Below are 24,658 nucleotides of genomic sequence, written 5' to 3' on the forward strand. Positions count from 1 at the left end.
AATCTAAATTCGACATGTTATTCTTTTTCAAATATGCATATTGTTTGAAATGTAGAAATAAACATGCGATTACCTGTAAAAACAGGAAAACTTCCCGCATTCCAATAAGTGCCTTTAAACTTTAAATCATATAACCAATTGATACCTCTTTGTCTAATATCAAAATTCCCGATCATATTATTGTTCATGCTAAGACGAGAAGTAAATACAAGACTACCTTCATGGTAACGCATAGTATGAGCCCATATATCTTTTTTACCATACTTGAGGTAAGGGGAGTTTTCAGAAGCTAAATCTTCAAACTGAATCACTTGACCTGTTTGGATGTCTAATTCTAAAAAATAACTATTTCGAAACCCATATAAGCGCGTCTGATTTTCGTTGGTGTCCATGTTATAAAGAATGCTGGGATATGAAAAACCTTCTCGGTTGGTAAAAGAGGTACGCCCCACTCGCCAGCGTGTTTCTCCCGTGTGTACGTCTAAGGCTATCACGGCAGGACTTGGGGTTTCGACTCCTATCACTACTAAATCCTCAAATACACCCAGCAAGGTTACAATCTGTGATACATCCCCTTCTTTGCCTAGCTTAGACATATCAAGGCTCCACACTTCTTCTCCACTCATACGGGCATAGCAGGTGAGGTAACCATTGATGACCCCGCCGATACTACTTGTGTTTAGTACATACAATGAGGTAAACAAGGTCATGGGTCCAAACCCACTTTTGATCCACAATATCTCTTGCGAACCCCAATCAAAAACACCTGAATAATATTCTTCTCCTTGCATATATCCCACTTGAGAGGTATTTTCTAGGAATGGATTAGAGAAACCGATAGGAAGACCATTATAAAGGCAGGGTTCAAAGGTTTTTGTTTGCCAATCTACAAAGTGAGTATAGGGAGTCCCGTTAACTCTTTTGTGGGTCATTAATCGGGTGCCAACTTTTTTAAGCGAATTACAAAATTTGAAATCCATTTGGCTTTTCAACTCCAAAGTCTGTAAATCGTAAACGGACAAAATTTTGGTAGCCCTATCATTCACATAAAAATGCTCCTCATCCACTACCCAATACTGATGGTCGGTAGAAGGTAAGATTTTTAGTAGTTTGTAGTTCATGGGGGTGTATCAGTAGTACTAACTTGAAAACATAAATAAAAAACTCAAATGTAAACTGGAAAGTACAAAGTTAGAAGACATCAGTAGGTTTGTTGATGTATTAATGAATTAATAAGGTTATAGTTCATACTATGGTCTTATTGATTGGCTGACAGCTTCTTATTGGATATTAAAATTCTAGGACATTCTTTTGTTTTTTATAGGGAAACTTCAGGCGACGGTTTCTTTTAAAAGACAAAAAGGATTGTTTTGAATCAGCACTACCGATGAACGAAAAAGCAATAAATACCTATGATGCCATCGTGATAGGCTCAGGAGTGAGCGGAGGATGGGCGGCTAAAGAACTTACCGAAAAAGGACTGAAAACGCTGATGCTCGAACGCGGGCGCGACATCAAGCACGTCACCGATTATACCACGGCCATGAAAGCGCCTTGGGAGTTTCAGTACCGTGGGCGTACGAGCTTGGCGCAGAGTAGTGCATTTTCAAACAACCCTGCCCGTGGTGCCAGGATAGGGAATGAAGAAGTAAATGGGTTTTTTGTGAATGAACTCAAACATCCTTATATCGAAGACAAGGCTTTTAGATGGACACGTGCTTATGGGGCTGGCGGTCGCTCGTTGCTGTGGGGAAGGCAGACTTATCGGTTTAATGAAGAAGATTTTCTAGCCAATGCCAAAGAAGGCATAGCGGTAGATTGGCCGATTCGCTACGCTGATTTGGCTCCGTGGTATAGTTATGTGGAAAAATTTGCGGGGATTAGTGGACAAAAAGAAGGCTGGGATGTACTTCCCGATGGTGAGTTTTTGCCGCCACATGATTTTACTTGTGTAGAAAAACATTTTAAACAAAAAGTATCCGAAAAACTTAGCAGACCCGTCACTATAGGGCGGGTGGCTCATCTTACCAAGCCCAGTGCGGAGCATTTGGCGTTGGGAAGAGCTCAGTGTCAGGCGCGTAATCGCTGTGAAAGAGGTTGTCCATTTGGCGCTTATTTTAGTACCCAAGCAGCCACTCTTCCAGCAGCCCAAAAGACCAAACGGCTTACTTTTTTGACCGATAAAATAGTGACCGAAATCTTGTATGACCCTCAGAAAAACCGAGCTTCGGGGGTGCGTGTAATGGACCAAAAGACCAAGGAAGTTCAGGAATACTATGCCAAAATTGTGTTTTTAAACGCTGGTTCGATAGCATCTACGGCTATTATGCTGCATTCTAAATCTTTGCGTTTTCCTACGGGTTTTGGCAATGACAGTGGCGAATTGGGACACAACATCATGGATCATCATCTCAATGCGGGAGCCAATGCTTCGGTAGAGGGATTTGAAGATAGTTATTATTTTGGCCGTCGTCCCAATGGAATCTACATTCCTCGTTATCGAAATTGGGGCAAAGACAAACGCTCCTATCTGAGAGGGTTTGGTTATCAAGGGTGGTCGGGGAGAAGTGGATGGCAGCGAGGAACCGATTCGCTAGGTTTTGGAACAGAGTTAAAAGAGAAAATCACGCAGCCTGGCGGCTGGTGGATGGGGATGGGAGGCTTTGGAGAAATATTGCCGAGGCACCAAAATCGGATGTATTTGCACCCTACGGAGCGCGATGAGTGGGGCTTGCCGCTGGTTGCTTTTGATGCCGAATTGTCTGACAATGAGGTTCAGATGCGGAAAGATATGGCTCAAGACGCCGCCGAGATGTTTGATGCGGCGGGTTTTAAGAATATTGTCCCCTACAACAACCCTTACATAATAGGAGGCGGAGTACATGAAATGGGGACGGCACGTATGGGGCGCGACCCCAAAACATCGGTACTGAATGAATGGAACCAAGTACACGCTTGCAAAAATGTATTTGTGACCGATGGAGCTTGCATGACTTCGGCTTCCTGTGTCAACCCCTCACTTACTTACATGGCGCTTACGGCGCGTGCGGCTGATTTTGCGGTGAAGGAGTTGAAAAAGAGGAATTTATAAAGTAGGGTAAAATTTTCTTCGGTTTCCGAAAAAAGCAACCATTAGGCGGTCTTATTCAAGGGCTGCTTTATTTTTTTGCGGTTTGTATTTGACAAATAAATTAGCCCAAACCAATCGCCCCAATCTGAAAAAGACAGGCATCACCAAGATAAGAGCAGGAATCAAAAAATAAAGTAGCTTGATGGCATCTATATTCAGAAGGATTACAAATCCCACAAAACTTGTCACTATCATTGCTACATAAAGCGCATAGCTAATGTACATAGCACCAAAGTAAAAACCTGGCTCGCGTTCGAAGTCTTCGCCACAATGGGAGCAATGTTTGTGCATTTTGTCGAAATTTTTGAGGTCGTAAGGGTTATCGGTCTCAAAAAACTCCCCTTCATGGCAGCGGGGGCATTTGTTGAATAAAATGCTATATAATTTGGTTCCTTTTAACATCTGAGTAGCTGTTTGAGGTAGAGAAATGAAGCATAGATGACTAGAACCGCTATGCTTCATTGATAGGAAATTAATTAGGAAGCCTGTCGCGGAAATACCCATAAACCCAGGTTCCAGCAATGGCGCTCAAGAGTGTTAATAGTACGGCCACAAAACCACTCCCGATTTGGGCAAACAATGGCCCTGGACAGGCGCCTGTGATGGCCCAACCTAGACCAAAGATAAGTCCCCCATAAATTTGACCTCTTTGGAATTTTTTGGGGTGAAACTGTACCGTTTCGCCAGAAATAGTCTTGATATTAAATTTCTTGATAATAAATACGGAAAGCATACCTACTACTACTGCCGAGCCAATGACGCCATACATATGGAAGCTGTGCAGACGAAACATCTCCTGAATCCGAAACCAAGAGATAATCTCAGCTTTTACAAAAACGATTCCGAACATAATCCCCACAATGAGGTATTTGAGGTTGCTCAGTACGCTTTCGCTTTTTTTCATATCGTTGGGAGAGTCGCATACAAACTCCTCCACTTGTGTATAGGTGATGGTATCTTGTGAATTTGCCATTGTTGTAGTAATTTGAAGTGGGTGGATGTTTTTAAAAGAGCTTGAAAATATAAGGCATCAATAAGTGAGTCATTGCAAAACCGCCTACCATAAAGCAGCAGGTCGCAATCAATGAGGGAACTTGTAAGTTAGACAAGCCCATGATAGCGTGCCCCGAAGTACAGCCTCCTGCCCAACGTGTACCAAAACCTACCATAAACCCACCAATAACAAAGAAGATAAGCCCTTTTAAGGAAAGGATATTGGCAGTAGCAAAAATATCAGCCGGCATCAATCCCGAAAAATCCTGAATACCGAGCGCTTTTAAGTCCGAAATAGTGCTTTCAGAAATGACGATACTGTCGGGATTGGCCAAAAAAGTAGTGGCTAGGAAACCGCCAATCAACACTCCCAACACAAACACAAGGTTCCAGATTTCTTTTTTCCAGTCGTATTTGAAAAAGGAAATATTGGCAGGCATACAGGCCGCACAGATGTGGCGAAGTGAGGAGGAAATACCGAAAGATTTGTTGCCAATCAAGAGTAGGGTGGGTACTGTAAGTCCAATCAACGGCCCTGCTACATACCACGGCCAAGGTTTTTTGATGAGTTCAATGATTTCCATTGCTTTTTGAGAATTGGGATTATGATCAAAATAAAACGATTGATGATGAAATCTAAATGCGACCTAACGTTTTGATTTACTAGCTATTTAGGGAACTTGTGAGTAAATATATGTAATAACATTTTCTTCTACTAAAGAAGTTTATATTTAATATATTGATTTTGTATTTTATTTATTTTTTCCTGATAATCCTGAAAATTGAGTTTACAATAACTGTACTCTGAGCTTTTGCTACTGATTGCATAAAGCCGATTGTTGGCTACAAAATTAGGGTGGACTGCCACCTATCTCCGTGACAATTGTTACATTGAGCTAAAACTTTACTATTTTTCAATCATTGTTTTCAAAAACCTAGTTTGTCTTATCCCAAAAAACTCTTTTATGCTAAGGTCAATTATCGCTATTGTTTTATTAGGTGCATGCTGGGCTTGTCAAGAGTCCAAAACGAACGATGCAAAGGCTGAGAAAATCATTAAAGAATGTATCGAAACGCACGGAGGGGCACATTATCAAGATTTTGATGTCTCATTTGACTTCCGACAGTTTAAAGTGCGTCTTACACAATCGCAGGGAAAATTTAGCTACGAACGACAAACCACCGATACCCTCAACAATACCTACAAAGACGTTCTGACAAATGATTCTTTTGTACGTACTATGAACGGAAAGCCACAAGCACTTTCGCCAAAAGATACCGACAAGTATCGTGAGGGCATCAACTCTATTGCTTACTTTGTATTGCTGCCTTACAAGCTTTCAGAGCCTGCCGTCAACCTCGCCTATGTAGGAGAAGCTACGCTAGAAGGCCAAAAATATGACAAAATCAAAGTGACTTTTGATAAAGAAGGTGGAGGCAAAGACCATGAAGATGAGTTTTGTTATTGGATTCATCAGACCAAGCATACCTTAGATTATTTGTCTTATGCCAATGGAGGGCCACGTTTTCGAAAAGCCACCAAGCGCGAAACCGTAGGAGGAATCGTATTTCAGGATTATGAAAATTATGAGATTTTAGACACAACAATCTCTACTTCTGATTACGACAAGGCTTTTATAGAAGGTAAGTCGAAGCTTCTATCTAAAATAGAACAAACAAATTACGTTTCTAATAAATAGATAGCTTGGCCCAAATTATGATTTGGGGCAAAATCTGGTACAGCGTCTCTGACGCTGTTGCTAATAGTATGCGTCGGAGACGCAATACCTTAGCCGTGCCGAAACATAGTTCGGGACGAGGCTTGGCTTGCCCCAAATTATGATTTGGGGCGAAATTTGGCATTGCGTCTCTGACGCTATTGCTATAGTATGCGTCGGAGACGCTAGACCTTAGCCGTGCCGAAACACAGTTCGGGACGAGGCGAGGCTTGCCCCAAATTATGATTTGGGGCGAAATTTGGCATTGCGTCTCTGACGCAAAAGCAACAAATAGTTATGAATAGACAATCGTAGTTAGAAAAACAACTTTTACATTTCATTAACATTCTTTTACAAGCCTTTAGCAAACAGCCAACTCAAAAATTAATATGTTTGTGGAAATGCTTGAGTGATAATGAAAAAAATACGCTTATTTACTGAGGGTAATATTTGATTTGGAGGAAATGATGGATTGTGGCGCTACGATAGCCGTACTTGTACCAATTTTATTCAAAATTTTGTGGGTTATATCATCGAAGATAAAAAAGGAAATGTTGGGACTAGTTAGGTCAGTGCTAATGGAGGCAATTGGGCACTTTCTCGTTATGAGGAAAAGTCATTGCTTATCCCCAAGCCTATCGTAAAGCCAGAATTAGGAATGCTTTTGGGGCTTTTAGAAGCTAAAGACGGAAGTATATGGTTTGGGGCCGGAGGCGTGTATAGGTACAATGGAAAAACAATTGCTGACTTCAAAAATAATTGTACTCTTAGAGTAGTATTAGATTAAAAATTTAAAAAAATAAAATGAAGATTTGTTTTTCAGTGCTTCTTATAGCATTAAATTACGCTGCTTTTTCGCAGAGTTCTTTTCCTGAATTAAGTCCCAAAGGGTTTGTTTTACAGAAGATTGGATCAACTACCATTTCTATATCTTATGAAAGACCTGCATCTAGAGGCCGAAAAGTATTTGGTGGATTAGTGCCTTACAATAAATTATGGCGAACAGGTGCAGGAAATTGTACTAAAATTGTTTTTAGTAAACCTGTTATTGTTAATAATAAAAAAAATTGATAGGGGAGTCTATTCTGTTTTATCTATTCCGAGTAAAAATAAATGGAAAATAATGATAAATAGCGACACATTGTTATATGGAATTTCTAATTATAATGCTCAAAAAAATGTTATTGTGTTTGAAACACATCCTCACTTTTCAAATCGATTTTATGAATCACTTACTTTTGATATTGATGTAGTTCCAAACAATGCAAATGTTTATATTTCATGGGAAAATACACAAGTTTCATTTAAAGTAGATACTCAAATAGATAAAGATTCAAAAGAATTTATTGAGAGAAATTTGTTGACCGATAAATCCTCCAATTCGGAAGAATATGCTACTGCTGCGGAATATTATTATTATTTAAATAAAGATTTAGATAAGGCTCTTTTACTCATCGATAAAGCTTTGGCTAAAAGTAATGAAGCGTGGTATTACAGGCAAAAAATTGATATTTTAGAGAAACAAAAAAAATACCAGCAAGCCATCGATGTCTCTAATCTCGCTATTGAAGCCAATCAAAAACGGACTGATTGGACTGAAAAAATCAAGCTTCAAAGCAATGATACCTTGAAGAAAAGAATTGAGTCTTTCAAAAAACAGCTTTTAAAGTGAAAAAAAAGGCTTGCCCCAAATTATGATTTGGGGCAAAATTTGGCATTGCGTCTCTGACGCTATTACTAATAGTATGCGTCGGAGGCGCAATACCTTAGCCGTGCCGAAACATAGTTCGGGACGAGGCTTGGCTTGCCCCAAATTATGATTTGGGGCAAAATTTGGCATTGCGTCTCTGACGCTATTGCTATATTATGCGTCGGAGACGCTCTACCTTAGCCGTCCCGAAATGTAGTTCGGTGTTTATTTATCTACCAAAAAAGTAAGTTTCCAAGCGCCCCTTAGTTGCCCCATCTGGTAGCCGGTAGCTTTGTCGAATCGGTATTTTTTCTGGATGGTTTTGGCCGTAGCTGCTTCAATATCTTTTTTAGGCTGACCGTGGCATTGGAGGCAAGTGGACATCCCGATGCGGATAGGCTTATAATACACATAGCCTTTTGGGATGGCCACCAAAGTGTCTTTTAGTGGGGCATTGCCTTCAAAAACATCAAGTATTTTTTTGTCAAAAATCGTAGTGGCATTATCAGGGTTTCGGTTTCGGGCCGATACCCTTTGGATTTTTGCTTGGGATGAGACAGAATTGGTAAGCGGACTTGCGTTTTCGTGGCAAAAATCGACCGCATAAGCAGTGCCGCCTTTCTCAATAGCACCTAATAAGTTGGAAAGCAAAGTCTGTTGGGCTTTCAGACTAAGCGAATCACCTAGATGTCGATAGTTTAGGGATTGAGTGGGGGAGGGTTTCAGTGCAGTGTTTAAAATAACCACCCCAAGGAGAAAAAGGCCGATAAAGAATGGTTTCATGGATAGTAAGGGCTTGTATTTTGGTAAAAATAATAATTTATATCTGAGTATGGAGGAAAGATTCAGGTTCCATACTTCAAGGCAAGGGCTAATTGACCAGCATGATAAGCAGTATGAGACACAATTCTTCCAAGTGCTTCGGCTTTTGTCTTAGTTCCAAACTCTTTGGTAGTTACTGTCGTTTGCCAATCGGAATCTGTTTGGCTCAAAATAGCTTTCTTTAAACTTTCAAAAGCTTCTTCCTGATAAGTCAACAATGCTGCTAATTGGATCCATTCGCCTGTATCTTTTTGGGCAATTACGGTTTTGGCTGATACTTTTAAATCGCTTTGTCCAAACACATTTTTGCTAAAAAGTAATTCAACATCAGCAATGTGACGAATCAAAAATCCCACGCTATTGGGGCTGTTGCCCAATTTTTTTGGGAGGTCTGTTTCTGATATATTTTTCAATTGATTTGAAAAACGAGTCCGGGCTTCAGCCCAATGTTGGAACAATAGATCAGTGGTCATTGCCGAAAAACTGCTTTATTTAGTTTCATTCTTTTGAAATGCGATTTTGTAAAGTACCCATCCAAACCCCGCAACGAGGTGAAGCATAACAAGGGTGAAGAAAAAAGCTGCCATAATTTTAAATTATTGAATTGATACCCCAAAAGTGCAGCTCGTTTCGGAATTAAACAGTGATATTAGTCACATTTACTTGCTGAAATACCCATTTCATCTCACTTGCAATCTGCCGACAACGGTCGTCGTAGGTGGCGGTTTCTTCTGGTGTATCATCCGCCATTTTGGGGTCTATGTACATGATAGGGAGGCGTTTTTCGGCGCCGGGAATAAAAGGACAATTGGCCTCGGCATGGTCGCAGGTCATAATAGCAGCAAAACCACGACTAGGATTGGGAGTTTGGTCATAGACTTTGGAAAAGGCTAGGATAGGGGGCACCGACTCATCAAATCGGATTTCGTAGACAGGGTTTTGGTTTTCGGTGGTTTTGATGATTTTTAATCCTGCTCGCTCAAAAGCTGCGATAGTACGGTAGTTGCAAGCGGTAGCTTCGGTACCTCCCGAAAAAGAAGACACGTTTTTGATTCCAAAATACACTGCTGCTACCTGCGCCCATACTTGTCCTAAATGACTACGTCGGGAATTGTGAGTACAGATAAACGTCAGATTGATAGGTTGTTGGGCTTGTATTTTGGTGGCAATATACTGGGCAAGTGGCTGCAATATAGCTTGGCGCTCCGCCGACACCTCACGGAGGTCTAGTGCTTCAAAATAGAGTTTGACTTCGGAAATCATGGTTGAAATTTATGGGTTTGTTTGAGTGCGTAGTTGACAAATAAAATTAAGACGGGGACTTCAATCAAAGGACCAACTACAGCCGCAAAAGCCGCCCCTGAGTTGATGCCAAAAACGGCAATAGCAACCGCAATACCTAATTCGAAATTGTTGCCAGCGGCGGTGAAAGCCAATGAGGTAGACTTGGCATAGTTGGTACCTGCTTTTTTTGAAAGATAAAAAGCAGACATAAACATAATCGCAAAGTAAAAAGTAAGCGGAATGGCAATCCGAATTACATCAAGCGGAATCTGCACAATCAACTGTCCTTTGAGACTAAACATGACAATGATGGTGAGCAGTAATGCTATCAGGGTAAGAGGGCTGATTGTGGGTAGATATACCTTTTCAAACCATTCACGGCCTTTTAGGGCTGTAAGACCATAGCGAGAAATCACACCTAACACAAACGGAATACCCAAATAAATAAAAACGCTTTGGGCAACTTCTCTGATTGTAATTTGGACTTCATAGCCTTTGAGACCAAAAAAAGGTGGGAGTACCGTAATAAAAACCCAAGCGTATACGGAGTAAAAAAGCACTTGAAAGATACTATTGAAAGCTACCAAACCCGCCGCATAGAGACGGTCGCCATTGGCAAGGTCGTTCCAGACAAGCACCATCGCAATGCACCGCGCAATGCCAATCATAATGAGGCCTGTCATGTATTCGGGTTTGTCTGGCAAAAAGATAACGGCTAATCCAAACATGAGCAACGGGCCGATAATCCAGTTTTGTAGGAGCGATAATAGCAGAATTTTGATATTCGAAAATACCTTGGGAAGTTCTTCATAGCGGACTTTTGCCAAGGGGGGATACATCATCAAAATAAGGCCTATCGCCAATGGTACGTTGGTAGTACCTATGTTGAAACGATTGATGAAAGCTTCAGCTTCGGGAAAAAAGTAGCCAATACCTATGCCTAAAATCATCGCAAGAAAAATCCAGAGCGTAAGATATCTATCTAAAAATGAGAGTTTTTTTTGTTGCATATTATTGTTACAAGTTTTTAAGAAAAAAGACTTAACAGCAAGATTGTGATTGACAGCTAGCGTTTTTGGACAAGTCGGCAAAAATTCCAAAGTGAGCTACAAATTGGTTAAAAACGCCCCAATCAATACAATAACAGGAAGTTTTGCCTTCGATAGTGCCTTTGATAAGGCCGATAGCTTTTAATTCTTTGAGATGCTGCGAAACAGTAGCTTGGGCAAGTGGCAAACCTTCCACGATTTCGCCACAGATGCAGCTTTTGTGTTGGGCTAGTATTTTCAAAATTGCAATGCGTGCGGGGTGAGAAATAGCCTTTGCAAAATCAGCAAGAGCGATTTCGTCGGCTTGAAAATCCATTTTTCGATTGATAGCCATGATAATTGATTTTATATCGCAAATATACGATGAATTGTTTCAATAAAAAAAAGGCAGTTTTCTTTCAACAGAAAAACTGCCTTGTTATCAAAAAGAAGCGTCGAACAATTATTGCTTTACGGGGCAAGTATTCAAGCCAAAAAGTGCGTAGAGAGGGCAAAAACTAACGATACTTGTAAGCGTAAAAATTCCGGCTACCACTAGCGCGATGATGCCAAGAGTACCCGTAAGTGTACCCGTAAAATACAATATGACGGCGATAGCTGCCACAATAAGACGAATGCCGCGGTCGATGCCGCCCATGTTAGGTTTCATGTTGGTATGTGTTTATGTAGTGAATCTTTCAATGATGAAATACAAAACCGTCATCAGAAGTGCGCAAATGAAGCATACTAGGATGATTTTGGCGAGTTTTGATTTCATGCAGTAAAGATGCACACCCACACACCTTCAAGTCAGTAACATTAGTTACAGCCGTACTTCTATTCCGTCGGGATATTGGGCTATTTTTTTCTCATTTTCGAGTTTTTTAGTGACTCGACTCACCACTTCGCGAGAAGTACCCATAGCATCGGCGATTTCGCGGTGTCGAATTTTAAGAAAAGGATTGGCTTGCAACCGTGCTTTTTCACGTAAAAAATGAAGAATACGATTGTCGAGATTATCAAACAGCAGGGCGTTGATGGTCTGCAATAAGTCGGTGTAGCGTAGATTGTTGAGAAGATGAAAAAAAACGTTGAATTCAGGATATTGTCTCGACCACGTCCTAACCCAATCGGAAGGAAGCAATAGTAGCTCAGTCTCGCTTTCGGTGATAGCTACTATTTTGCTAGATTCTTCCTGAATTACCCCAAAAAAAGACATAATGCAGCTTTCGTTGGGATGAATATAATAAAGTAAAAATTCCCGCTCATCGTGCCGCATGATTACTTTCACGAGTCCTTTCAATACAATCGGAACAGCCTGAATATATTGGCCTTCCCGTAAAATTTCGATACTCTCAGGAATCGTTTTAGAGATACCCTTTTGGAGCATTTCTTGGCGAAGGTTTTCGGGAAAAAGATGAAAGTGAGCGGGGAGTATCATTGATTGAGTAAAACAAACCGCCATGCCTATACAGAGCATCGCTCTACCACTGCGGTTTTTCTAAAAAAAATTAATACGCTTTGGTTGCTAATTGATTTATGATTTGCTCAAGTTGTTTTTTCTGTACCACGCCTGACTGTCGCCAAAGAATCTTGCCATTTTGAAACAAAATCAGCGTAGGAACTCCCTGAATTCGGTAGCTTTGGGAAGCGGCGGGGTTTTTGTCAACATCGATTTTGATAACACGCACGCGGTCGCCCATTTGCGCCGCAAAATCTTTAAGAATAGGCGACATCATTTTGCAAGGGCCGCACCATTCGGCAAAAAAATCTACTAAAACAGGGGTATCCCCCTGAATGATATCATTAAAACTTTCTTTCTTTTCCATGACTTTTGGTTGTGTTTAAAAGGTGTTTATTAAGCGTCGGACTTGGGTGTACTGATATCTTTCAAGATACCTCCCCCAAAATACCCTAACAAGGCTCCGTACGGGACCATGGTTTGCCATTGCGATTTGAGGGGGCAAGTGCCTGTGACACAGCCGATTTCTTTCCAATACAAAAAACCGCCTAATGCGCCCAAAAAAGCCCCAATCCAGCCCCAAGGGATGTTACTTAACTTCTTCATAATGTGTTTCTTCTATAGTATGTGTAGTAGGACGGCGCACGCTAGGAGTAGCACAGCCGCCCAATCCGCAACCGACATTGAAAAGTGCTTGTAAGGCAAAAAGTCCTCCCAGAAGCCCAAAAAGAGGTTGACGGTCGACAAAAGCAGAATAAATCAACCATAGCCCCATACTCATACGGAGTAGGCGCATAAAATCCCAGTTTTTAAGAACAGTGCTCATCCTCTGATTGTTTTTAAGGTTAGTAAGGCCAGCTCATGATACCGCCCGCTAAGTTGTAAAGATGCTCAAAGCCAGCGTTGCCCATGATGTTGCAGGCTTGACCGCTGCGATTGCCACTACGACAATAAACAAAATAAGTTTTGTTTTTGTCCAATTTCTCAATTTTTTGTTGAAAATCTACGCTCATTAAGTCGATATTAATAGCTCCTTTGAGAGCACCAGAGCGAACTTCGGCGGGAGTCCGAACATCGATAACAACGGCTTGGGACGTATCGGTGAGGAGTTGTTTAAAGGTTTCAGCGTTTACGTTTTGATAATTTTTCTTGGTTTTGAAAAAGCTAAACATGATGGTATGTGTTTTGATGTGATGAAACAAAGGTCATCAATCCGTTTAGCGTTTACAGTGATATTTGTTACATTAGCTTTGTACAAAACAAAAAATCCACGGCTCAAATTTTGACCGTGGATTTCTATTAAACCTAAACCCTTTAATATTTAATTTTCTTCAGATAGCCTTCCTACGGCGCAGCTTACATACGATTTGGCTTGGGTCAACAAGCTATTTTCACTACCTACTTCGGGATAGCCCATGTGAGTCAATTCCTTGACGAAAACCTGACGCTTGAGGCTACCTGTATGGTCGATTGTAACGCGTGACTCGTCTTTGTTGATGTTGATAGAAAGCACCCCTGTAAGGCCCAAAAGACGTTGTTTGATGCTATTCATACATCCTCCACATTTGATATTTTCTACTAAAATAGTTTCTGTTTTCATAATCGTCCAGAAAGGGGTTGTTTAGTTTTTCTCAAATGTGTTTCTAAAAAAGGATAATTACCCTGACAAAAGTCATTTTTGGTTTTTAAGCGTACTTGGACATACATAATCGGTGGTTTTGAAACGCCCCGATTTTTGAATAGCCCCAAAACCCCCATCAATATCTACCAGATTGTCATAGCCACGTGATTTCAAAATAGAGGCCGCCATCATAGACCGGTATCCACCAGCGCAATGAATATACATCGTTTGGTCTTTAGGAAACTCGGCCATTAATTCGCTGATATAATCTAAAGGCAGATTTTTGGCACCGTCCACATGTTCCGCTGCGAATTCGCTTGGTTTGCGAACGTCAATAATGAGAGCGTCGGGTTGATTGTCGAGTACATCCGCTAGTTCGTTGGCAGGAATAGACGTGATACTATCTATTTCGTTGTTGGCATTGACCCACGTATTAAATCCTCCTTCCAAATACCCAATGACGTTGTCATACCCTACGCGTGCGAGTCGGAGAATCGTCTCTTGTTCTTGGCCTGTTTCGGTGACCAACAATAATTCTTGTTTTACATCCGGAATCAAGGCACCTACCCAAGGGGCAAACTGCCCACCCAAACCAATATTGATAGAATTGGGAATGAAGCCTTTATTGAAAACTTGGGCAGGGCGTGTATCCAATACCACTGCGCCTGTTTCGTTGGCTGCTGCTTCAAACGCCGCAGGGCTTAGAGCCTGAGCCGCTCTTTTCATGACCACGTCTATACTTTCATAGCCTTCTTTGTTCATCATTACATTTTGAGGAAAGTACTGAGGCGGCTTGGCGAGGCCGTCGGTTACTTCTTTGATAAACTCCTCCTTGCTCATGTTGGCACGAAGTGCGTAGTTAAATTTCTTTTGATTGCCGAGGGTATCGGTGGTTTCTTTGCTCATGTTTTTACCGCAGGCCGAACCCGCTCCGTGAGCAGGATAAACAATCACCTCGTCGGGCAATGTCATGATTTTCTCGCGCAGTGAATCATACAAGTACCCTGCCAAGTCATCGACGGTTAAGTCAGACTTTTGGGCCAAATCGGGCCGACCTACATCTCCAATAAAAAGCGTGTCTCCACTAAAAAGCGCCTTTTCTTTACCCTGTTTGTCGAGGAGTAAATAGCAGGTCGATTCCATGGTATGTCCAGGTGTATGCAATACTTTTATAGTGAGATTTCCTATTTTAAAAAGCTCCCCATCAGTAGCAATATGCGCTTCAAAGCCGGTTTGGGCATTGGGACCATAGACAATAGGTGCTCCTGTTTTTTGGGACAAATCCAAATGGCCAGACACAAAATCGGCATGGAAGTGCGTCTCAAAAACATATTTGATTTTAGCCCCATTTTTATTGGCTTTTTCGATATAAGGACTTACTTCTCTAAGGGGGTCGATGACCGCCGCTTCGCCTTCACTTTCAATATAATAGGCACCTTGGGCGAGGCAACCCGTGTAAATTTGTTCGATTTTCATGTTTGCAGAGAAAATGAGTGTTTGTCAATACAAATGACGGTTTTTTTGAAAAGTCTGAAAGTGATATTTGTCACGTTCGGCAAAAAACAAAAAGACTCTTTGATAAAAAGGCAAGCGAAGAAAAGAAAGTTCCGATTTTGACGGAAAGGTATTCGAAGTAAATCCCCATGAATGAGGCTAAAGAAAATGAGAGCTGCCATAAGCAGCTCTTATTTTTCTGATTGAAATAAATTTTACTAAAAATGGGTGAATATATAATATCAGGCTACGTCAGCTAGTTCCATTTTTTTTGGCTTTTTGCCTTTACCACTAAATCTATCTTTGAGGCGGTCTACGATAAGATAAGTAGCAGGTACCACAAACAAAGTAAGTACCAATGAACTCGTCAAACCTCCAATGATGACCCATGCCATACCATTTTTGGTTTCGGCACTGGCACCACTAGCCAATGCAATCGGTAGCATCCCAAACACCATGGCAAGGGTAGTCATGAGGATAGGGCGCATCCGCTCTTTTCCAGCTTCAATAAGGGCATGAATCACGTCGTGTCCTTGTTCTTTGAGGTGATTGGTAAAGTCAACAATCAAAATCGCGTTTTTGGCAACCAAACCAAGGAGCATAATCATCCCTACAATCGAAAAAACAGTCAGGCTTTCCATGGTAAGTGCCAAGGCAAGCAAAGCGCCAATCAACGCTACCGGAATCGAAAACAAAACGACAAACGGGTAAATAACGCTCTCGTAAAGCGCCACCATTACGAAATAAACCAACAAAATCGCAATTCCTAAGGCCAATCCCAAACTTCCGAAAGCGTCAGATTGCTGTTGCATTTGGCCGAGATATTGGACCGAGACTCCCTCTGGAAGTTTTACATCAGCCATTTTTTTCTGAATATCAGCACCTACTGTACCTACGGGTCTCCCCACGACTTGGGCGTTGACGGTGATAGAAGACAGACGGTCGATACGTTCGAGTACGCTCTCCCCAATTTGCTCTTGTACCTTGGCAAATTGCGATAGCTCAAACGATTTGCCTTGATTGTTCACAAACAATAAGTGACTCACATCTTGCAGACTACTGCGGTCAAATTGGTCGAGACTAATCAAAATGTCATACTCGTTACCATTTTGTTTGAATTTAGAGCGGTCGTTGCCACGGAAGGAGTTTTGTAAAGCCATTCCGACATCAGAGGCACTAATGCCCAATTGCGCCATTTTCTCACGGTCAAGCTGAACCGTAATCTCAGGTTTGGGGTCTTTGACCGAATATTTTACATCTTGAGTACCCGCTACCGATTGTACTACTTGGAGTACCTGAGCGGCTGATTTGCGGATGGTTTCTAGACTTGTCCCTTTGACTGCAATCTGTATAGGTGCTTGGGCACTTCCGACTATACTAGCCGGACTGACTGTCACTTTCACGCCTGGAATCTGACTTACTTCTTTCTTGAAGATTTGGCCAAAATCATCAGTAGAGGTTGTTCTTAGTTTTTTGTCAATAAGCTTGATATTGATATCGGCGACGTTGCTATTTGAGGATGTTGCCAAGCCACTACTTGTATAACCTACATTGGTAAAAACATTAGTTACCTCAGGGTGTTTCAGGATGATTTGCTCGGCTTGTTGGGCTATCGTATTGGTTTGATAAATAGAAGCCGTAGGTGCTAGTTCGAGCTGAATGCTCATTTCGCTAAGGTCGCTTTTGGGCATAAAGGCTGCGCCGATAAATCCTGCCGGCACTAGCGCAACAGAACCAATAAATAGTGCCAAAACACCTAAATACATCCAACGTTTGTGACCCAGTACCCATGTCAGATATTGGCTATAGACGGCGATGACACGATCGAGGAATCGCTCAAATCCGAGGTTGAGCTTGCCCCATAAAGTGTTGGATGAGAGAGTTTCTAGTTTTCCAAAACGTGATATTAGCAGTGGCGTAAGGGTAAATGAAACCACCAAACTCATCATGGTAGAAAATACTACAACCAGCGAGAACTCCCTGAGAATGTTCCCGATAAGTCCGCCCGTCATAGCCAACGGAACAAATACTACGATATCGACTAGGGTGATTGCTAAGGCGGTAAAACCGATTTCGTTTCGACCGTCGAGGGCGGCAGTTCGTTTATCTTTGCCCATTTCGAGGTGGCGGTTGATGTTTTCCAAAACTACAATCGAGTCATCGACCAAAATCCCTACAACCAGCGAAAGTGCCATTAAGGTCATGAGATTAAGCGAAAAACCCGCCAAATACATCAGTAAAAATGTGGGTAAAATAGAAGAAGGCAATGCCACCAACACAAACAACGACGAACGGAAACTATGTAAAAACATTAGCATTACGACCGATACGATGAGAATTGCCAAAAACAAATCATCTACTACCGCGTGTGCCGATGCCAAGGTATAGACCGATTGGTCGGAAGCAATGGTGAATTTGAGATGTTTGTTGCCATGTTGTGTTTCAAGAGTGGTAATTTTTTTCTGTACCAACTCACTCACCGACACGGCATTGGCGTCAGATTGCTTGAGAATTTGAATCCCAATCGAAGGCTTGGCATTGATGTGGTTGATAGCCGTAGGTTTGGCAGTAGCATCTACTACTTCGGCTACGTTTTTGAGCAAGACCTCACTGCCATCGGCGCGGCGAGCCACCACCAAGTTGCGCATCCGATTAGTGGTTTCGAGGGTTGCATCAAATCGGATAGAATATTGTGAATTGCGGGTTTCGAGCTGACCCGCAGGATAACTCGTATTGGCGTTGTTGATGGCTTGTGATACCTGCACAATCGACACCCCGTACGCCCGTAGCTTTTCGCTGCTGACATTGACTTGGATTTGGCGCTCGTTGCCCCCGATCACATTGACTTGACCTACGCCAGGCACATTCGACAGCTGGGGTTTGAGTTCATCGTCGATGAGGTCATATAGTTCGGTAGGAGACAAATCGGCGGTAACGCCCATCCGTAATACAGGTAGTTCGTCTGTCGAAAACTTATTGATAATGGGGCGGTCGGCTTCGTCGGGAAGAGAGTTGATGATTTGCTCTACTTTACGTTGGGCATCTTGCTGTGCTAAAGTGGTATTGATACCATTTTTCAACTGAATGGTTACGATAGATACACCTTGTTGTGAAATGGAGGTCATGCGGTCGAGACCTTCGAGCGATGAAAGTGCGTCTTCGATGCGTTTGGTGACATTGGTTTCTACTTCATCTGCTGAGGCTCCGATGTAGGTAGTGGCTACACTGATGACGTTGGCTTCAAACTTGGGTAGTAAGTTATACGATAGTTGTTGATAACCCAATATTCCAAACAAAGCCAAGACAATAAACACCGTTGTGACGAGCAGTGGCCGTTTGATTGCTATTTCGGTAATTGACATGGTTGTTAATATTTTGATGACTGTATTTTATTTCGTAATCTGTACGGGCTTGCCTTCGCTGAGGTTGAGCTGACCAGTTACTACTACTACATCGCCGGCAGCTAGGCCGCCAAGTACTTCTATTTTATCACCTAGTTCTCTGCCAATTTTAATGACGCGTTGTTTGGCTATATTGTTGTCAATCACATATACATAGGGGTTTTTGAGACTTTCGACCAATGCCAAACGTGGAATTTGCAGGGCTTTTTGATTTGATTTTTGAGAAAAATCTACGTTTACAAAAGTCCCTGCTTTGAGACCACTAGGGTTGGCAACGGTGATTTCGACAGGATAGTTATGCTCGGTAGTTCCTTGGGGAGCGATGTAAGAAATCTTACCAGAGAGCGTTTTGCCGGGCATTACATCGGTGGTGATATTGACCGACTGCCCCAAATGCAGTTGATACACATCGCTTTCATTGACCAATACTTGCACTTTGAGGCGAGCCACGTCTAGCACTGTACCTAATACCGCACCTGCATTGATAAACTCTCCCGGTTCGATATCTTTCTTGACAATTTTGCCGCTAATCGGCGCTTTTACATTGGCGTCAAGGAGCTGCTTTTTGATTTGCTCTGCTTGATTGAGGGCATTTTCGTAGTTGTATTTTACTTCGTTGACCTGAAGTTCGGTGGTAGCGTTACCGGCCAATAGGTTGTTGTAGCGTTCTACATCCTTTTTCAATTTGTTGATGGTCAACTGAGTGGATTCGAGTGACAACTCTTTGAGTTTATTATCCAATTGAACCAAAACAGCGCCTTGGTTTACTTGCGACCCCAAATCAAAGTTGACATTGGTAACGCGCCCTGCGGTAGTAGCGGTGATACTTGCTTCTCTAAAAGGAATAAGATTGCCGGTTTTGACAAGTTGCTGGGTTAGGGTTCCTTCTTCTACACGGCTGACTGTCACGGGAATGGGGGTATTGACATTGGTAGTAGGTAGTTGATTTTGAGCATCAATTTTTTGTTTGTTGCCCATCAATTTAAAGGCGATAAAAGTGACAATGGCTAATACTGACACTATCACAATAAGCGATGTCTTTTTCATTGCTTTGGCTGGATTGCTTAGAGTTGGTTATAAAATGTAAGTAAGGTGCCCTGTGATTGTTCTAAATCAAGACGGGCCTGATAAAAATTGATGAGAGAATTGATATAGTTTGACTGTGCCTGGCGATAGGAGTTGTCGGCGTTAATTAAATCTGTTAGCGACTTGGTGCCTTGTTTGTATTGTAGCGTGGTGATGTTATATACTTCTTGCGCTAGTTTTACATTACGGTCGTCGTTTTGGATGTTGGTTTGGGTTTTTTGCAGTTGGGTTTGGGCGTTGTTAAATTGCAAACCAAAGGAGGCCATATTGAGCTTCAATTGTTCTTCTTGGGTCATGATAGTGAGGCGTTGTTGTTGGACTTGGGCATCGCGCTGAAAACCATCAAAAATGGGGATATTGAGTCTTAATCCTACACTTCCAAAGCCTGTAAAATTGCGAAAACCATCCGTAAACTGATTACCCAAAGCCAAAGTACCGTAGTTGGCGGTAAAGTTGAGGGTAGGTTGGTATCCTGCCTTAATGCGTTGTAATTGAAGCTTTTGAAGTTCCAAGTTTGTAACAGCTTTTTGGTAAGCTACCAAACTGTGTGTGTTAAATTGGGGTAACTCTACAGTGGGAATTTGGCGCGAAGTCACCGAATCGGCAATGCTGAGAGATTGTTCTTGCGGTAAGCCCATTTGGTATTTGAGACGATTGAGCGCAAAAGCAAGGTTGTTTTCGCTGACCGACAATTGAGACTGCGTATTGTTATAACTTACTTCAGTATTGCTATAGTCAATCGGCTGAATCACCCCATTGTCGCGTTGAAGTTTTAAGATATTCAAGACTTGCTGCGTACGTTGGAGGTTGTCTTTGAGCAAATCAATCTGCTGCTGTACAATCAAGACTTGATAGTAATTAGTAGCGATGTTGTAGATGATTTCTTCGCGCGTTTGGCGTACTGTCAAGTCGGCCAATTTCTGATTCGGAACGTTGGCTTTCAGACCCAAAAGGGCAGATTTGTCATAAATCGTTTGAGTAAGTTGGGCTGAGACATTGGTTTGGTACTTAGATCCCAACGAAATACGAGTTGGCTCTGGCCCAGCAAACCCCGCTGGAAGCAAGGTAGTTTGGAGTTTGAGGTTGTCGGTAAAATTGCCCGTGGCTGATACCTGAGGGAGATAGGTTCCCAATGCTTGCCGAGCTTGTTGATTGGCAGTTTCGGTTTGGTACTGGGCTACGCGTACAGTTCCGAAATGTTGAAGCCCATAGTCGATACAGGCTTTGAGCGACCAATTTTGCTGTGCCATACTGGGCAAAGTCGGCGCTAATGAAATCATTAAAAAGGCTGCTAATCGTTTCATGATTTGTAAAAAATAAAGAAAAATTTGTAATGTTGATATGTCAATGGTAGATATGTCAACTAATTGTTTAAAAAATTAATTATCAATTCGTGCGGCTATTTTTTTCAAAGTGGCCAAAAGCATACTTGCTTCTTCGGGAGTGAGGTGCTCTACAATTTCATCGTTTAGTTTAGAGGCCATTTCTGAGATTTTGTCAATCGTCAATTTGCCGGCGGGGGTAAGTTGGATGATATTTTTGCGACGGTCTTGAGAGTCAGGAGTGATTCTGATGTAGCCATCACGCTCCAAAGTACGTAAAGAACGCTGAATTCCAGATTTATCTTTTTGTAAAAAATTGGCAATGTCTTGCTGCGACAAGGATTCTTCCGTAGAATGACTCACTAAAAATAGAATAGGGAATTGCTCTATTTGCAACGACGAGCCTGACTTCGCTAGTTCTCGATTTACTTTCCTGACAAATAAATGAGAAACATGATTGATGTTGAAAGTAAGAAACATGCCCAAGCGGTTCCAGATTTTTTCTTTGATTGATATGACTTCGTTGTTATCCATGGCACAAAAGTAAATTAAGTTGATATGTCAACCAAATGTTTTTTGAAAAAGTTTATGAAAGGAAGAAAAAGCTTGGTGAGAGGTGAGGATTTAGAATGACCGTTTGATAAATTGTTAGGGAGGAGGATATCTCATTTTCTATTCAAATATGCTATATTTACTACCCATGAATCTTTACTCTACCGTACAATGAGTCAGTTTATTAAAATAGTTCTTGTTGATGATCATCAGATTATTATGGATGGTCTTAAGTATTTGTTTGAGTCGATTCCAAACGTAAAAGTAGTGGCGACTTTCACGGACAGTCGACGAGTTGTTCCTTTTCTTGAACTCCATCCAGAAGCTGATTTGATAGTGGCAGATTTGCATATGCCACACCTTACCGGAATAGACCTTACGCTGCAAATAAGACATCTTTATCCCCAAGTAAAAGTGTTGCTACTGACGATGGCCGAAGACGCTACGCATATCAGAGAAGCCGTAAAAGTAGGGGTAAACGGCTATATCCTAAAAAAAACCAGCCGAGAGGAGTTGGAAAAAGCCTTGAAGTACCTCATGGCCGGCAAAAAATATTACAGCGAAGAAGTAATAGATGAACTTGCCTCATCACCTACCGACGACCTCAACAATGCCCGCCCTGATACGATTCAGCGCCTCACCTCACGCGAAGTAGAAGTACTCAAACTCATTTCGGAAGAAAAATCAACCGCCGAAATTGCCGACTCTTTATTCATTAGTGTTCCTACCGTTGAGACACATCGCCGTAGTTTGATGATGAAGCTCAATGCCAAAAACGTGGTGGGGCTTGTCAAATACGCGATTCGGCATGGATTAAGCCTCTAAAATCATGATTTTTAAGTGAAAATATCATGGAAAACCATGAGAGGGAAGATGAATTAGATAAAATACTTTTGTGTAAGTTTCAAACTTTCAAATATCATATACAATGAGTGATTTAGGCAAATTTATCAATTCAGTGGAAGAGTACATCAAAACCACTATAATAGTGGACACTGCAGGAAACCCCACTCAACAATTTAAGGTATTGTTTGGTAATTGTAGTGTAGTGGGTGGAGATGTGATTTTAGGGGATGTTCGGATTCCGAGGAAAAGCGTAATATACACTTCTGAAACTTTACCTAACGAAGAAGAGCCTAAAAAAAAGATGTTTCTTGCCGTGACGGCCAATGCCTCCTCTAATTATTCATTGATAGAGTCATTGGGTCATCCCGATTCCCAGGAAATGAATCAATACGATAGTAAATATTTTTTCTAATACAATCACGAAGTAGGTGCCATTTGGGCTGGTCTGAACGGTTAATGTGCCGTTTAGTTCCTTGATTCTCTGTTGAATATTTCTAAGGCCTCTACCATTGCTGATTACTTCTTGAGGTATTCCTTGCCCGTTGTCGCTTACTTCAATTTGCAGGTTTTGTGCCCTGCTTGAGAAGCTTATAGAAGCAGCAGAGGCTTTAGAATGTTTGATGATATTGTTGATAAGTTCCAGTAAAATGCTATAGAGTTCAAACTCAATTTTTTTGTCCAAGCGGGAAAATAAATCAGGTATTTTCAACTCAAATTTAATTTTCTTATTTCGATTAAGCTGTCTAGTGAGCGTCGCTAGGGCGTGTAGAAGCCCTTCTTTTTCGAGCTCTTCTGGAAGCAAATGGTGTGACATATTTCTTACTTGGTCATAAGATTCACTCATCATCTTGAGGATATGATCATAAATTTCAAGTTCGTGAGGAGTAAGGATATTTTTATTCATGGCAAGCATACTCCATCTCATGGCCGAAAGTTGACTTCCTAGATTGTCATGAAGCTCGGCGGCTACGCGCTTACGTTCGGTAGTTTGGCCAGTAAAATGCGCTTCTTGGATTTCGGCGTTTTTCTTACGTAGGGTACGATTGTTCCACAAAAGTAAACCTACCAACGCCAGAAACATTACCAAAATCCCAATTAGGAAATAAAGCGTAGTTTGTTGTTGTTGTTGAGTGAGTGTTTGATTATCAATGTTTTTTTTGTGTATTTCGCGCTCATTGTCGTATTGTTGGCGATAGAGATTCAATTGCTTTTGGGTGTCATTGCTCAGTAATTGAATTTTGGTATCAAGGTATTTCTCATGAAATTCAAGGGCTTTTTTATAATCTTTGAGCCCTTTGTAAGCATTAAAAAGGGATTCATATGCCCATAGCATATCTTCCAAACTTTGGCTGGGAGTAGAAAGCTCAAGTGATTTTTGACTAAAAACGATGGCATTCTTGAAATCTCTTTTTTTGACATAGAGATAGGCTAGCTCTTGATAAGGCCCAGCAAGGTCGGATTCCGAACCGCTTTTTTTAAAGTAAACTATAGCTTTTTCTAAACAATCATACGCTGCTTCAAATTGGTTTTTGACAATCAAGTAATCTCCCCATGAATAATAAAGATTGCCTAGCCAAAAGTCATTTTGGAGTGTTTTAAATAAGGTTTCGGCTTTTTTAAAGAAAGGGATAGGGTCAGCATCGGGGAGGCTTTTGAGGGTAGTCGCCAGATTTAAGTAACAAGCCGCAAGCTCTTTTGTGTTTTTTTGGGTTTCGTGTATTTTGATTAATTTTTTGTAATAATAAATCGCTGAATCTTTTTGGTTAAGTGTACTAAAATAATCGGCAATTAGGCGTAAGGCTATTAGCTTAGAATTCAGTGAATTAGTTTTTTCTGACAAGGTCAGCGATTGGTAAGCAAGCTGAAGCGATTCGTAGGTCTGACCCAGTTTAAATTTTGTTCTGCTCAAATCTTCATAACTCATTATTTGTCCTTTATGCCAAGCGATTTTTTTTGAAAGCTCAAGCGCTTGATTTGCATAATGAATGGCCGCTTTATAATCGGGATAATAATAATAAGTAAGGCTTAGTGTATGTTGGAGTACAATGGTTTGGGTATCTTTTGAGAATGAAGGGCTAGCGTTTTGAATATTCCTCAACACCTGCTTTAAACTATCAATTTTCTTATCTTGTGCCAATAAAGTCACACCCAAAAAACAACAACTGAAGGTCAGCCAGAAACGCAACATTAGATAGCAGGTTTAAAAAAG

General features: G+C 41.4%; 28 protein-coding genes. 6 read left to right on the forward strand and 22 right to left on the reverse strand.

The genetic code is table 11. The annotated features are described in order from the left end of the window. Nucleotides 1-17: 17 nt before the first annotated feature. Nucleotides 18-1,121, reverse strand: a complete 1,104-nt coding sequence (locus P1X15_RS13015) for a hypothetical protein (protein WP_277338562.1) — start codon at nt 1,119-1,121, stop codon at nt 18-20. Nucleotides 1,122-1,387: 266 nt separating this feature from the next. Between P1X15_RS13015 and P1X15_RS13020 the strand changes: the two genes are divergently transcribed. Next, nucleotides 1,388-3,091 carry a GMC oxidoreductase gene (locus tag P1X15_RS13020; RefSeq protein WP_277338563.1) on the forward strand — a complete coding sequence of 568 codons (1,704 nt, stop codon included), beginning with the start codon at nt 1,388-1,390 and terminating at the stop codon, nt 3,089-3,091. Between the two features lie 51 nt (nt 3,092-3,142). Here P1X15_RS13020 and P1X15_RS13025 read toward each other — a convergent pair whose 3' ends face one another. From P1X15_RS13025 to P1X15_RS13035, 3 genes are all read right to left on the reverse strand, one after another. Next, the gene (locus tag P1X15_RS13025; protein ID WP_277338564.1) at nt 3,143-3,532 is read right to left on the reverse strand and encodes a DUF983 domain-containing protein; all 390 of its coding nucleotides are present in this window, start codon (nt 3,530-3,532) and stop codon (nt 3,143-3,145) included. Between the two features lie 70 nt (nt 3,533-3,602). Further along, nucleotides 3,603-4,103, reverse strand: a complete 501-nt coding sequence (locus tag P1X15_RS13030; protein WP_277338565.1) for a DUF6691 family protein — start codon at nt 4,101-4,103, stop codon at nt 3,603-3,605. 31 nt (nt 4,104-4,134) lie between these two features. Further along, a complete protein-coding gene (locus P1X15_RS13035) occupies nt 4,135-4,707 on the reverse strand; it encodes a YeeE/YedE family protein (RefSeq protein WP_277338566.1) in 573 nt (190 codons plus the stop codon). 381 nt (nt 4,708-5,088) lie between these two features. On the opposite strand from P1X15_RS13035, the gene P1X15_RS13040 reads away from it, so the two are divergent. The 3 genes from P1X15_RS13040 (at nt 5,089) to P1X15_RS13050 (ending at nt 7,513) form a co-directional block, all read left to right on the forward strand. Continuing rightward, nucleotides 5,089-5,823 (forward strand): DUF6503 family protein, encoded by a 735-nt coding sequence (locus tag P1X15_RS13040; protein ID WP_277338567.1) that lies wholly within the window; start codon nt 5,089-5,091, stop codon nt 5,821-5,823. A gap of 822 nt (nt 5,824-6,645) precedes the next feature. After that, nucleotides 6,646-6,912 carry a DUF2911 domain-containing protein gene (locus tag P1X15_RS13045; protein ID WP_277338568.1) on the forward strand — a complete coding sequence of 89 codons (267 nt, stop codon included), beginning with the start codon at nt 6,646-6,648 and terminating at the stop codon, nt 6,910-6,912. Beyond that, nucleotides 6,848-7,513 carry a DUF2911 domain-containing protein gene (locus P1X15_RS13050; RefSeq protein ID WP_277338569.1) on the forward strand — a complete coding sequence of 222 codons (666 nt, stop codon included), beginning with the start codon at nt 6,848-6,850 and terminating at the stop codon, nt 7,511-7,513. The genes P1X15_RS13045 and P1X15_RS13050 overlap by 65 nt, the downstream gene beginning before the upstream one ends. 243 nt (nt 7,514-7,756) lie before the next feature. Here the strand turns inward: P1X15_RS13050 and P1X15_RS13055 are convergent, their stop codons facing one another. From P1X15_RS13055 to P1X15_RS13135, 17 genes are all read right to left on the reverse strand, one after another. Further along, a complete protein-coding gene (locus P1X15_RS13055; RefSeq protein ID WP_277338570.1) occupies nt 7,757-8,314 on the reverse strand; it encodes a DUF3365 domain-containing protein in 558 nt (185 codons plus the stop codon). 62 nt (nt 8,315-8,376) lie between these two features. After that, nucleotides 8,377-8,826, reverse strand: coding sequence for a DinB family protein (locus P1X15_RS13060; RefSeq protein ID WP_277338571.1), 450 nt, complete (start codon nt 8,824-8,826; stop codon nt 8,377-8,379). Nucleotides 8,827-8,989: 163 nt separating this feature from the next. Then, the gene (locus P1X15_RS13065) at nt 8,990-9,616 is read right to left on the reverse strand and encodes a protein-tyrosine-phosphatase (protein WP_277338572.1); all 627 of its coding nucleotides are present in this window, start codon (nt 9,614-9,616) and stop codon (nt 8,990-8,992) included. After that, on the reverse strand, nt 9,613-10,647 hold the full coding sequence (gene arsB / locus P1X15_RS13070) for an ACR3 family arsenite efflux transporter (protein ID WP_277338573.1): 1,035 nt from the start codon (nt 10,645-10,647) through the stop codon (nt 9,613-9,615). Before arsB ends, P1X15_RS13065 begins: the two co-directional genes overlap by 4 nt. Before the next feature lie 31 nt (nt 10,648-10,678). Beyond that, nucleotides 10,679-11,020 (reverse strand): helix-turn-helix transcriptional regulator, encoded by a 342-nt coding sequence (locus P1X15_RS13075; RefSeq protein WP_277338574.1) that lies wholly within the window; start codon nt 11,018-11,020, stop codon nt 10,679-10,681. Between the two features lie 108 nt (nt 11,021-11,128). Continuing rightward, entirely contained in the window at nt 11,129-11,335 is a 207-nt protein-coding gene (locus P1X15_RS13080) for a DUF2892 domain-containing protein (RefSeq protein ID WP_277338575.1), read from the reverse strand. Nucleotides 11,336-11,488: 153 nt separating this feature from the next. After that, nucleotides 11,489-12,106, reverse strand: coding sequence for a Crp/Fnr family transcriptional regulator (locus P1X15_RS13085; protein ID WP_277338576.1), 618 nt, complete (start codon nt 12,104-12,106; stop codon nt 11,489-11,491). A 70-nt stretch (nt 12,107-12,176) separates the two neighbouring features. Next, entirely contained in the window at nt 12,177-12,494 is a 318-nt protein-coding gene (trxA, locus tag P1X15_RS13090; protein ID WP_277338577.1) for a thioredoxin, read from the reverse strand. Nucleotides 12,495-12,523: 29 nt separating this feature from the next. Continuing rightward, on the reverse strand, nt 12,524-12,733 hold the full coding sequence (locus P1X15_RS13095) for a hypothetical protein (protein ID WP_277338578.1): 210 nt from the start codon (nt 12,731-12,733) through the stop codon (nt 12,524-12,526). Further along, nucleotides 12,717-12,953: a hypothetical protein gene (locus P1X15_RS13100; RefSeq protein WP_277338579.1), complete on the reverse strand. Its 237-nt coding sequence runs from the start codon at nt 12,951-12,953 to the stop codon at nt 12,717-12,719. The genes P1X15_RS13095 and P1X15_RS13100 overlap by 17 nt, the downstream gene beginning before the upstream one ends. Nucleotides 12,954-12,972: 19 nt before the next feature. Beyond that, nucleotides 12,973-13,299 carry a rhodanese-like domain-containing protein gene (locus P1X15_RS13105; RefSeq protein WP_277338580.1) on the reverse strand — a complete coding sequence of 109 codons (327 nt, stop codon included), beginning with the start codon at nt 13,297-13,299 and terminating at the stop codon, nt 12,973-12,975. Nucleotides 13,300-13,448: 149 nt separating this feature from the next. Beyond that, on the reverse strand, nt 13,449-13,727 hold the full coding sequence (locus tag P1X15_RS13110) for a heavy-metal-associated domain-containing protein (RefSeq protein ID WP_277338581.1): 279 nt from the start codon (nt 13,725-13,727) through the stop codon (nt 13,449-13,451). Between the two features lie 72 nt (nt 13,728-13,799). After that, entirely contained in the window at nt 13,800-15,224 is a 1,425-nt protein-coding gene (locus tag P1X15_RS13115; protein WP_277338582.1) for a rhodanese-like domain-containing protein, read from the reverse strand. Nucleotides 15,225-15,484: 260 nt separating this feature from the next. Beyond that, nucleotides 15,485-18,604: an efflux RND transporter permease subunit gene (locus P1X15_RS13120; RefSeq protein WP_277338583.1), complete on the reverse strand. Its 3,120-nt coding sequence runs from the start codon at nt 18,602-18,604 to the stop codon at nt 15,485-15,487. 27 nt (nt 18,605-18,631) lie between these two features. Continuing rightward, nucleotides 18,632-19,690: an efflux RND transporter periplasmic adaptor subunit gene (locus tag P1X15_RS13125; protein WP_277338584.1), complete on the reverse strand. Its 1,059-nt coding sequence runs from the start codon at nt 19,688-19,690 to the stop codon at nt 18,632-18,634. Between the two features lie 17 nt (nt 19,691-19,707). Next, on the reverse strand, nt 19,708-21,033 hold the full coding sequence (locus tag P1X15_RS13130; protein WP_277338585.1) for a TolC family protein: 1,326 nt from the start codon (nt 21,031-21,033) through the stop codon (nt 19,708-19,710). Between the two features lie 75 nt (nt 21,034-21,108). After that, complete coding sequence (locus P1X15_RS13135; RefSeq protein WP_277338586.1) at nt 21,109-21,585, reverse strand: MarR family winged helix-turn-helix transcriptional regulator; 477 nt, start codon at nt 21,583-21,585, stop codon at nt 21,109-21,111. Between the two features lie 189 nt (nt 21,586-21,774). Here P1X15_RS13135 and P1X15_RS13140 point away from each other — a divergent pair, with 189 nt between their 5' ends. Together P1X15_RS13140 and P1X15_RS13145 are read left to right on the forward strand one after the other, a co-directional pair. Beyond that, the gene (locus tag P1X15_RS13140; protein ID WP_277338587.1) at nt 21,775-22,428 is read left to right on the forward strand and encodes a response regulator transcription factor; all 654 of its coding nucleotides are present in this window, start codon (nt 21,775-21,777) and stop codon (nt 22,426-22,428) included. Between the two features lie 103 nt (nt 22,429-22,531). Further along, nucleotides 22,532-22,861, forward strand: a complete 330-nt coding sequence (locus P1X15_RS13145) for a hypothetical protein (RefSeq protein ID WP_277338588.1) — start codon at nt 22,532-22,534, stop codon at nt 22,859-22,861. Here P1X15_RS13145 and P1X15_RS13150 read toward each other — a convergent pair. Beyond that, the gene (locus P1X15_RS13150; RefSeq protein ID WP_277338589.1) at nt 22,802-24,637 is read right to left on the reverse strand and encodes a tetratricopeptide repeat-containing sensor histidine kinase; all 1,836 of its coding nucleotides are present in this window, start codon (nt 24,635-24,637) and stop codon (nt 22,802-22,804) included. The two genes, P1X15_RS13145 and P1X15_RS13150, sit on opposite strands and share 60 nt — an antisense overlap. Nucleotides 24,638-24,658: the final 21 nt, after the last annotated feature.

It is taken from the genome of Runella sp. MFBS21 (assembly GCF_029433105.1).
Taxonomy (GTDB): Bacteria; Bacteroidota; Bacteroidia; order Cytophagales; family Spirosomataceae; genus Runella.

What these genes read in the sequence shown, in the direction of transcription:
- P1X15_RS13015 (WP_277338562.1), bottom strand. Translation starts at nt 1,121, where the DNA reads ATGAACTACAAACTACTAAAAATCTTACCTTCTACCGACCATCAGTAT.
- P1X15_RS13020 (WP_277338563.1), top strand. Translation starts at nt 1,388, where the DNA reads ATGAACGAAAAAGCAATAAATACCTATGATGCCATCGTGATAGGCTCA.
- P1X15_RS13025 (WP_277338564.1), bottom strand. Translation starts at nt 3,532, where the DNA reads ATGTTAAAAGGAACCAAATTATATAGCATTTTATTCAACAAATGCCCC.
- P1X15_RS13030 (WP_277338565.1), bottom strand. Translation starts at nt 4,103, where the DNA reads ATGGCAAATTCACAAGATACCATCACCTATACACAAGTGGAGGAGTTT.
- P1X15_RS13035 (WP_277338566.1), bottom strand. Translation starts at nt 4,707, where the DNA reads ATGGAAATCATTGAACTCATCAAAAAACCTTGGCCGTGGTATGTAGCA.
- P1X15_RS13040 (WP_277338567.1), top strand. Translation starts at nt 5,089, where the DNA reads ATGCTAAGGTCAATTATCGCTATTGTTTTATTAGGTGCATGCTGGGCT.
- P1X15_RS13045 (WP_277338568.1), top strand. Translation starts at nt 6,646, where the DNA reads ATGAAGATTTGTTTTTCAGTGCTTCTTATAGCATTAAATTACGCTGCT.
- P1X15_RS13055 (WP_277338570.1), bottom strand. Translation starts at nt 8,314, where the DNA reads ATGAAACCATTCTTTATCGGCCTTTTTCTCCTTGGGGTGGTTATTTTA.
- P1X15_RS13060 (WP_277338571.1), bottom strand. Translation starts at nt 8,826, where the DNA reads ATGACCACTGATCTATTGTTCCAACATTGGGCTGAAGCCCGGACTCGT.
- P1X15_RS13065 (WP_277338572.1), bottom strand. Translation starts at nt 9,616, where the DNA reads ATGATTTCCGAAGTCAAACTCTATTTTGAAGCACTAGACCTCCGTGAG.
- arsB (WP_277338573.1), bottom strand. Translation starts at nt 10,647, where the DNA reads ATGCAACAAAAAAAACTCTCATTTTTAGATAGATATCTTACGCTCTGG.
- P1X15_RS13075 (WP_277338574.1), bottom strand. Translation starts at nt 11,020, where the DNA reads ATGGCTATCAATCGAAAAATGGATTTTCAAGCCGACGAAATCGCTCTT.
- P1X15_RS13080 (WP_277338575.1), bottom strand. Translation starts at nt 11,335, where the DNA reads ATGAAACCTAACATGGGCGGCATCGACCGCGGCATTCGTCTTATTGTG.
- P1X15_RS13085 (WP_277338576.1), bottom strand. Translation starts at nt 12,106, where the DNA reads ATGATACTCCCCGCTCACTTTCATCTTTTTCCCGAAAACCTTCGCCAA.
- trxA (WP_277338577.1), bottom strand. Translation starts at nt 12,494, where the DNA reads ATGGAAAAGAAAGAAAGTTTTAATGATATCATTCAGGGGGATACCCCT.
- P1X15_RS13095 (WP_277338578.1), bottom strand. Translation starts at nt 12,733, where the DNA reads ATGAAGAAGTTAAGTAACATCCCTTGGGGCTGGATTGGGGCTTTTTTG.
- P1X15_RS13100 (WP_277338579.1), bottom strand. Translation starts at nt 12,953, where the DNA reads ATGAGCACTGTTCTTAAAAACTGGGATTTTATGCGCCTACTCCGTATG.
- P1X15_RS13105 (WP_277338580.1), bottom strand. Translation starts at nt 13,299, where the DNA reads ATGTTTAGCTTTTTCAAAACCAAGAAAAATTATCAAAACGTAAACGCT.
- P1X15_RS13110 (WP_277338581.1), bottom strand. Translation starts at nt 13,727, where the DNA reads ATGAAAACAGAAACTATTTTAGTAGAAAATATCAAATGTGGAGGATGT.
- P1X15_RS13115 (WP_277338582.1), bottom strand. Translation starts at nt 15,224, where the DNA reads ATGAAAATCGAACAAATTTACACGGGTTGCCTCGCCCAAGGTGCCTAT.
- P1X15_RS13120 (WP_277338583.1), bottom strand. Translation starts at nt 18,604, where the DNA reads ATGTCAATTACCGAAATAGCAATCAAACGGCCACTGCTCGTCACAACG.
- P1X15_RS13125 (WP_277338584.1), bottom strand. Translation starts at nt 19,690, where the DNA reads ATGAAAAAGACATCGCTTATTGTGATAGTGTCAGTATTAGCCATTGTC.
- P1X15_RS13130 (WP_277338585.1), bottom strand. Translation starts at nt 21,033, where the DNA reads ATGAAACGATTAGCAGCCTTTTTAATGATTTCATTAGCGCCGACTTTG.
- P1X15_RS13135 (WP_277338586.1), bottom strand. Translation starts at nt 21,585, where the DNA reads ATGGATAACAACGAAGTCATATCAATCAAAGAAAAAATCTGGAACCGC.
- P1X15_RS13140 (WP_277338587.1), top strand. Translation starts at nt 21,775, where the DNA reads ATGAGTCAGTTTATTAAAATAGTTCTTGTTGATGATCATCAGATTATT.
- P1X15_RS13145 (WP_277338588.1), top strand. Translation starts at nt 22,532, where the DNA reads ATGAGTGATTTAGGCAAATTTATCAATTCAGTGGAAGAGTACATCAAA.
- P1X15_RS13150 (WP_277338589.1), bottom strand. Translation starts at nt 24,637, where the DNA reads ATGTTGCGTTTCTGGCTGACCTTCAGTTGTTGTTTTTTGGGTGTGACT.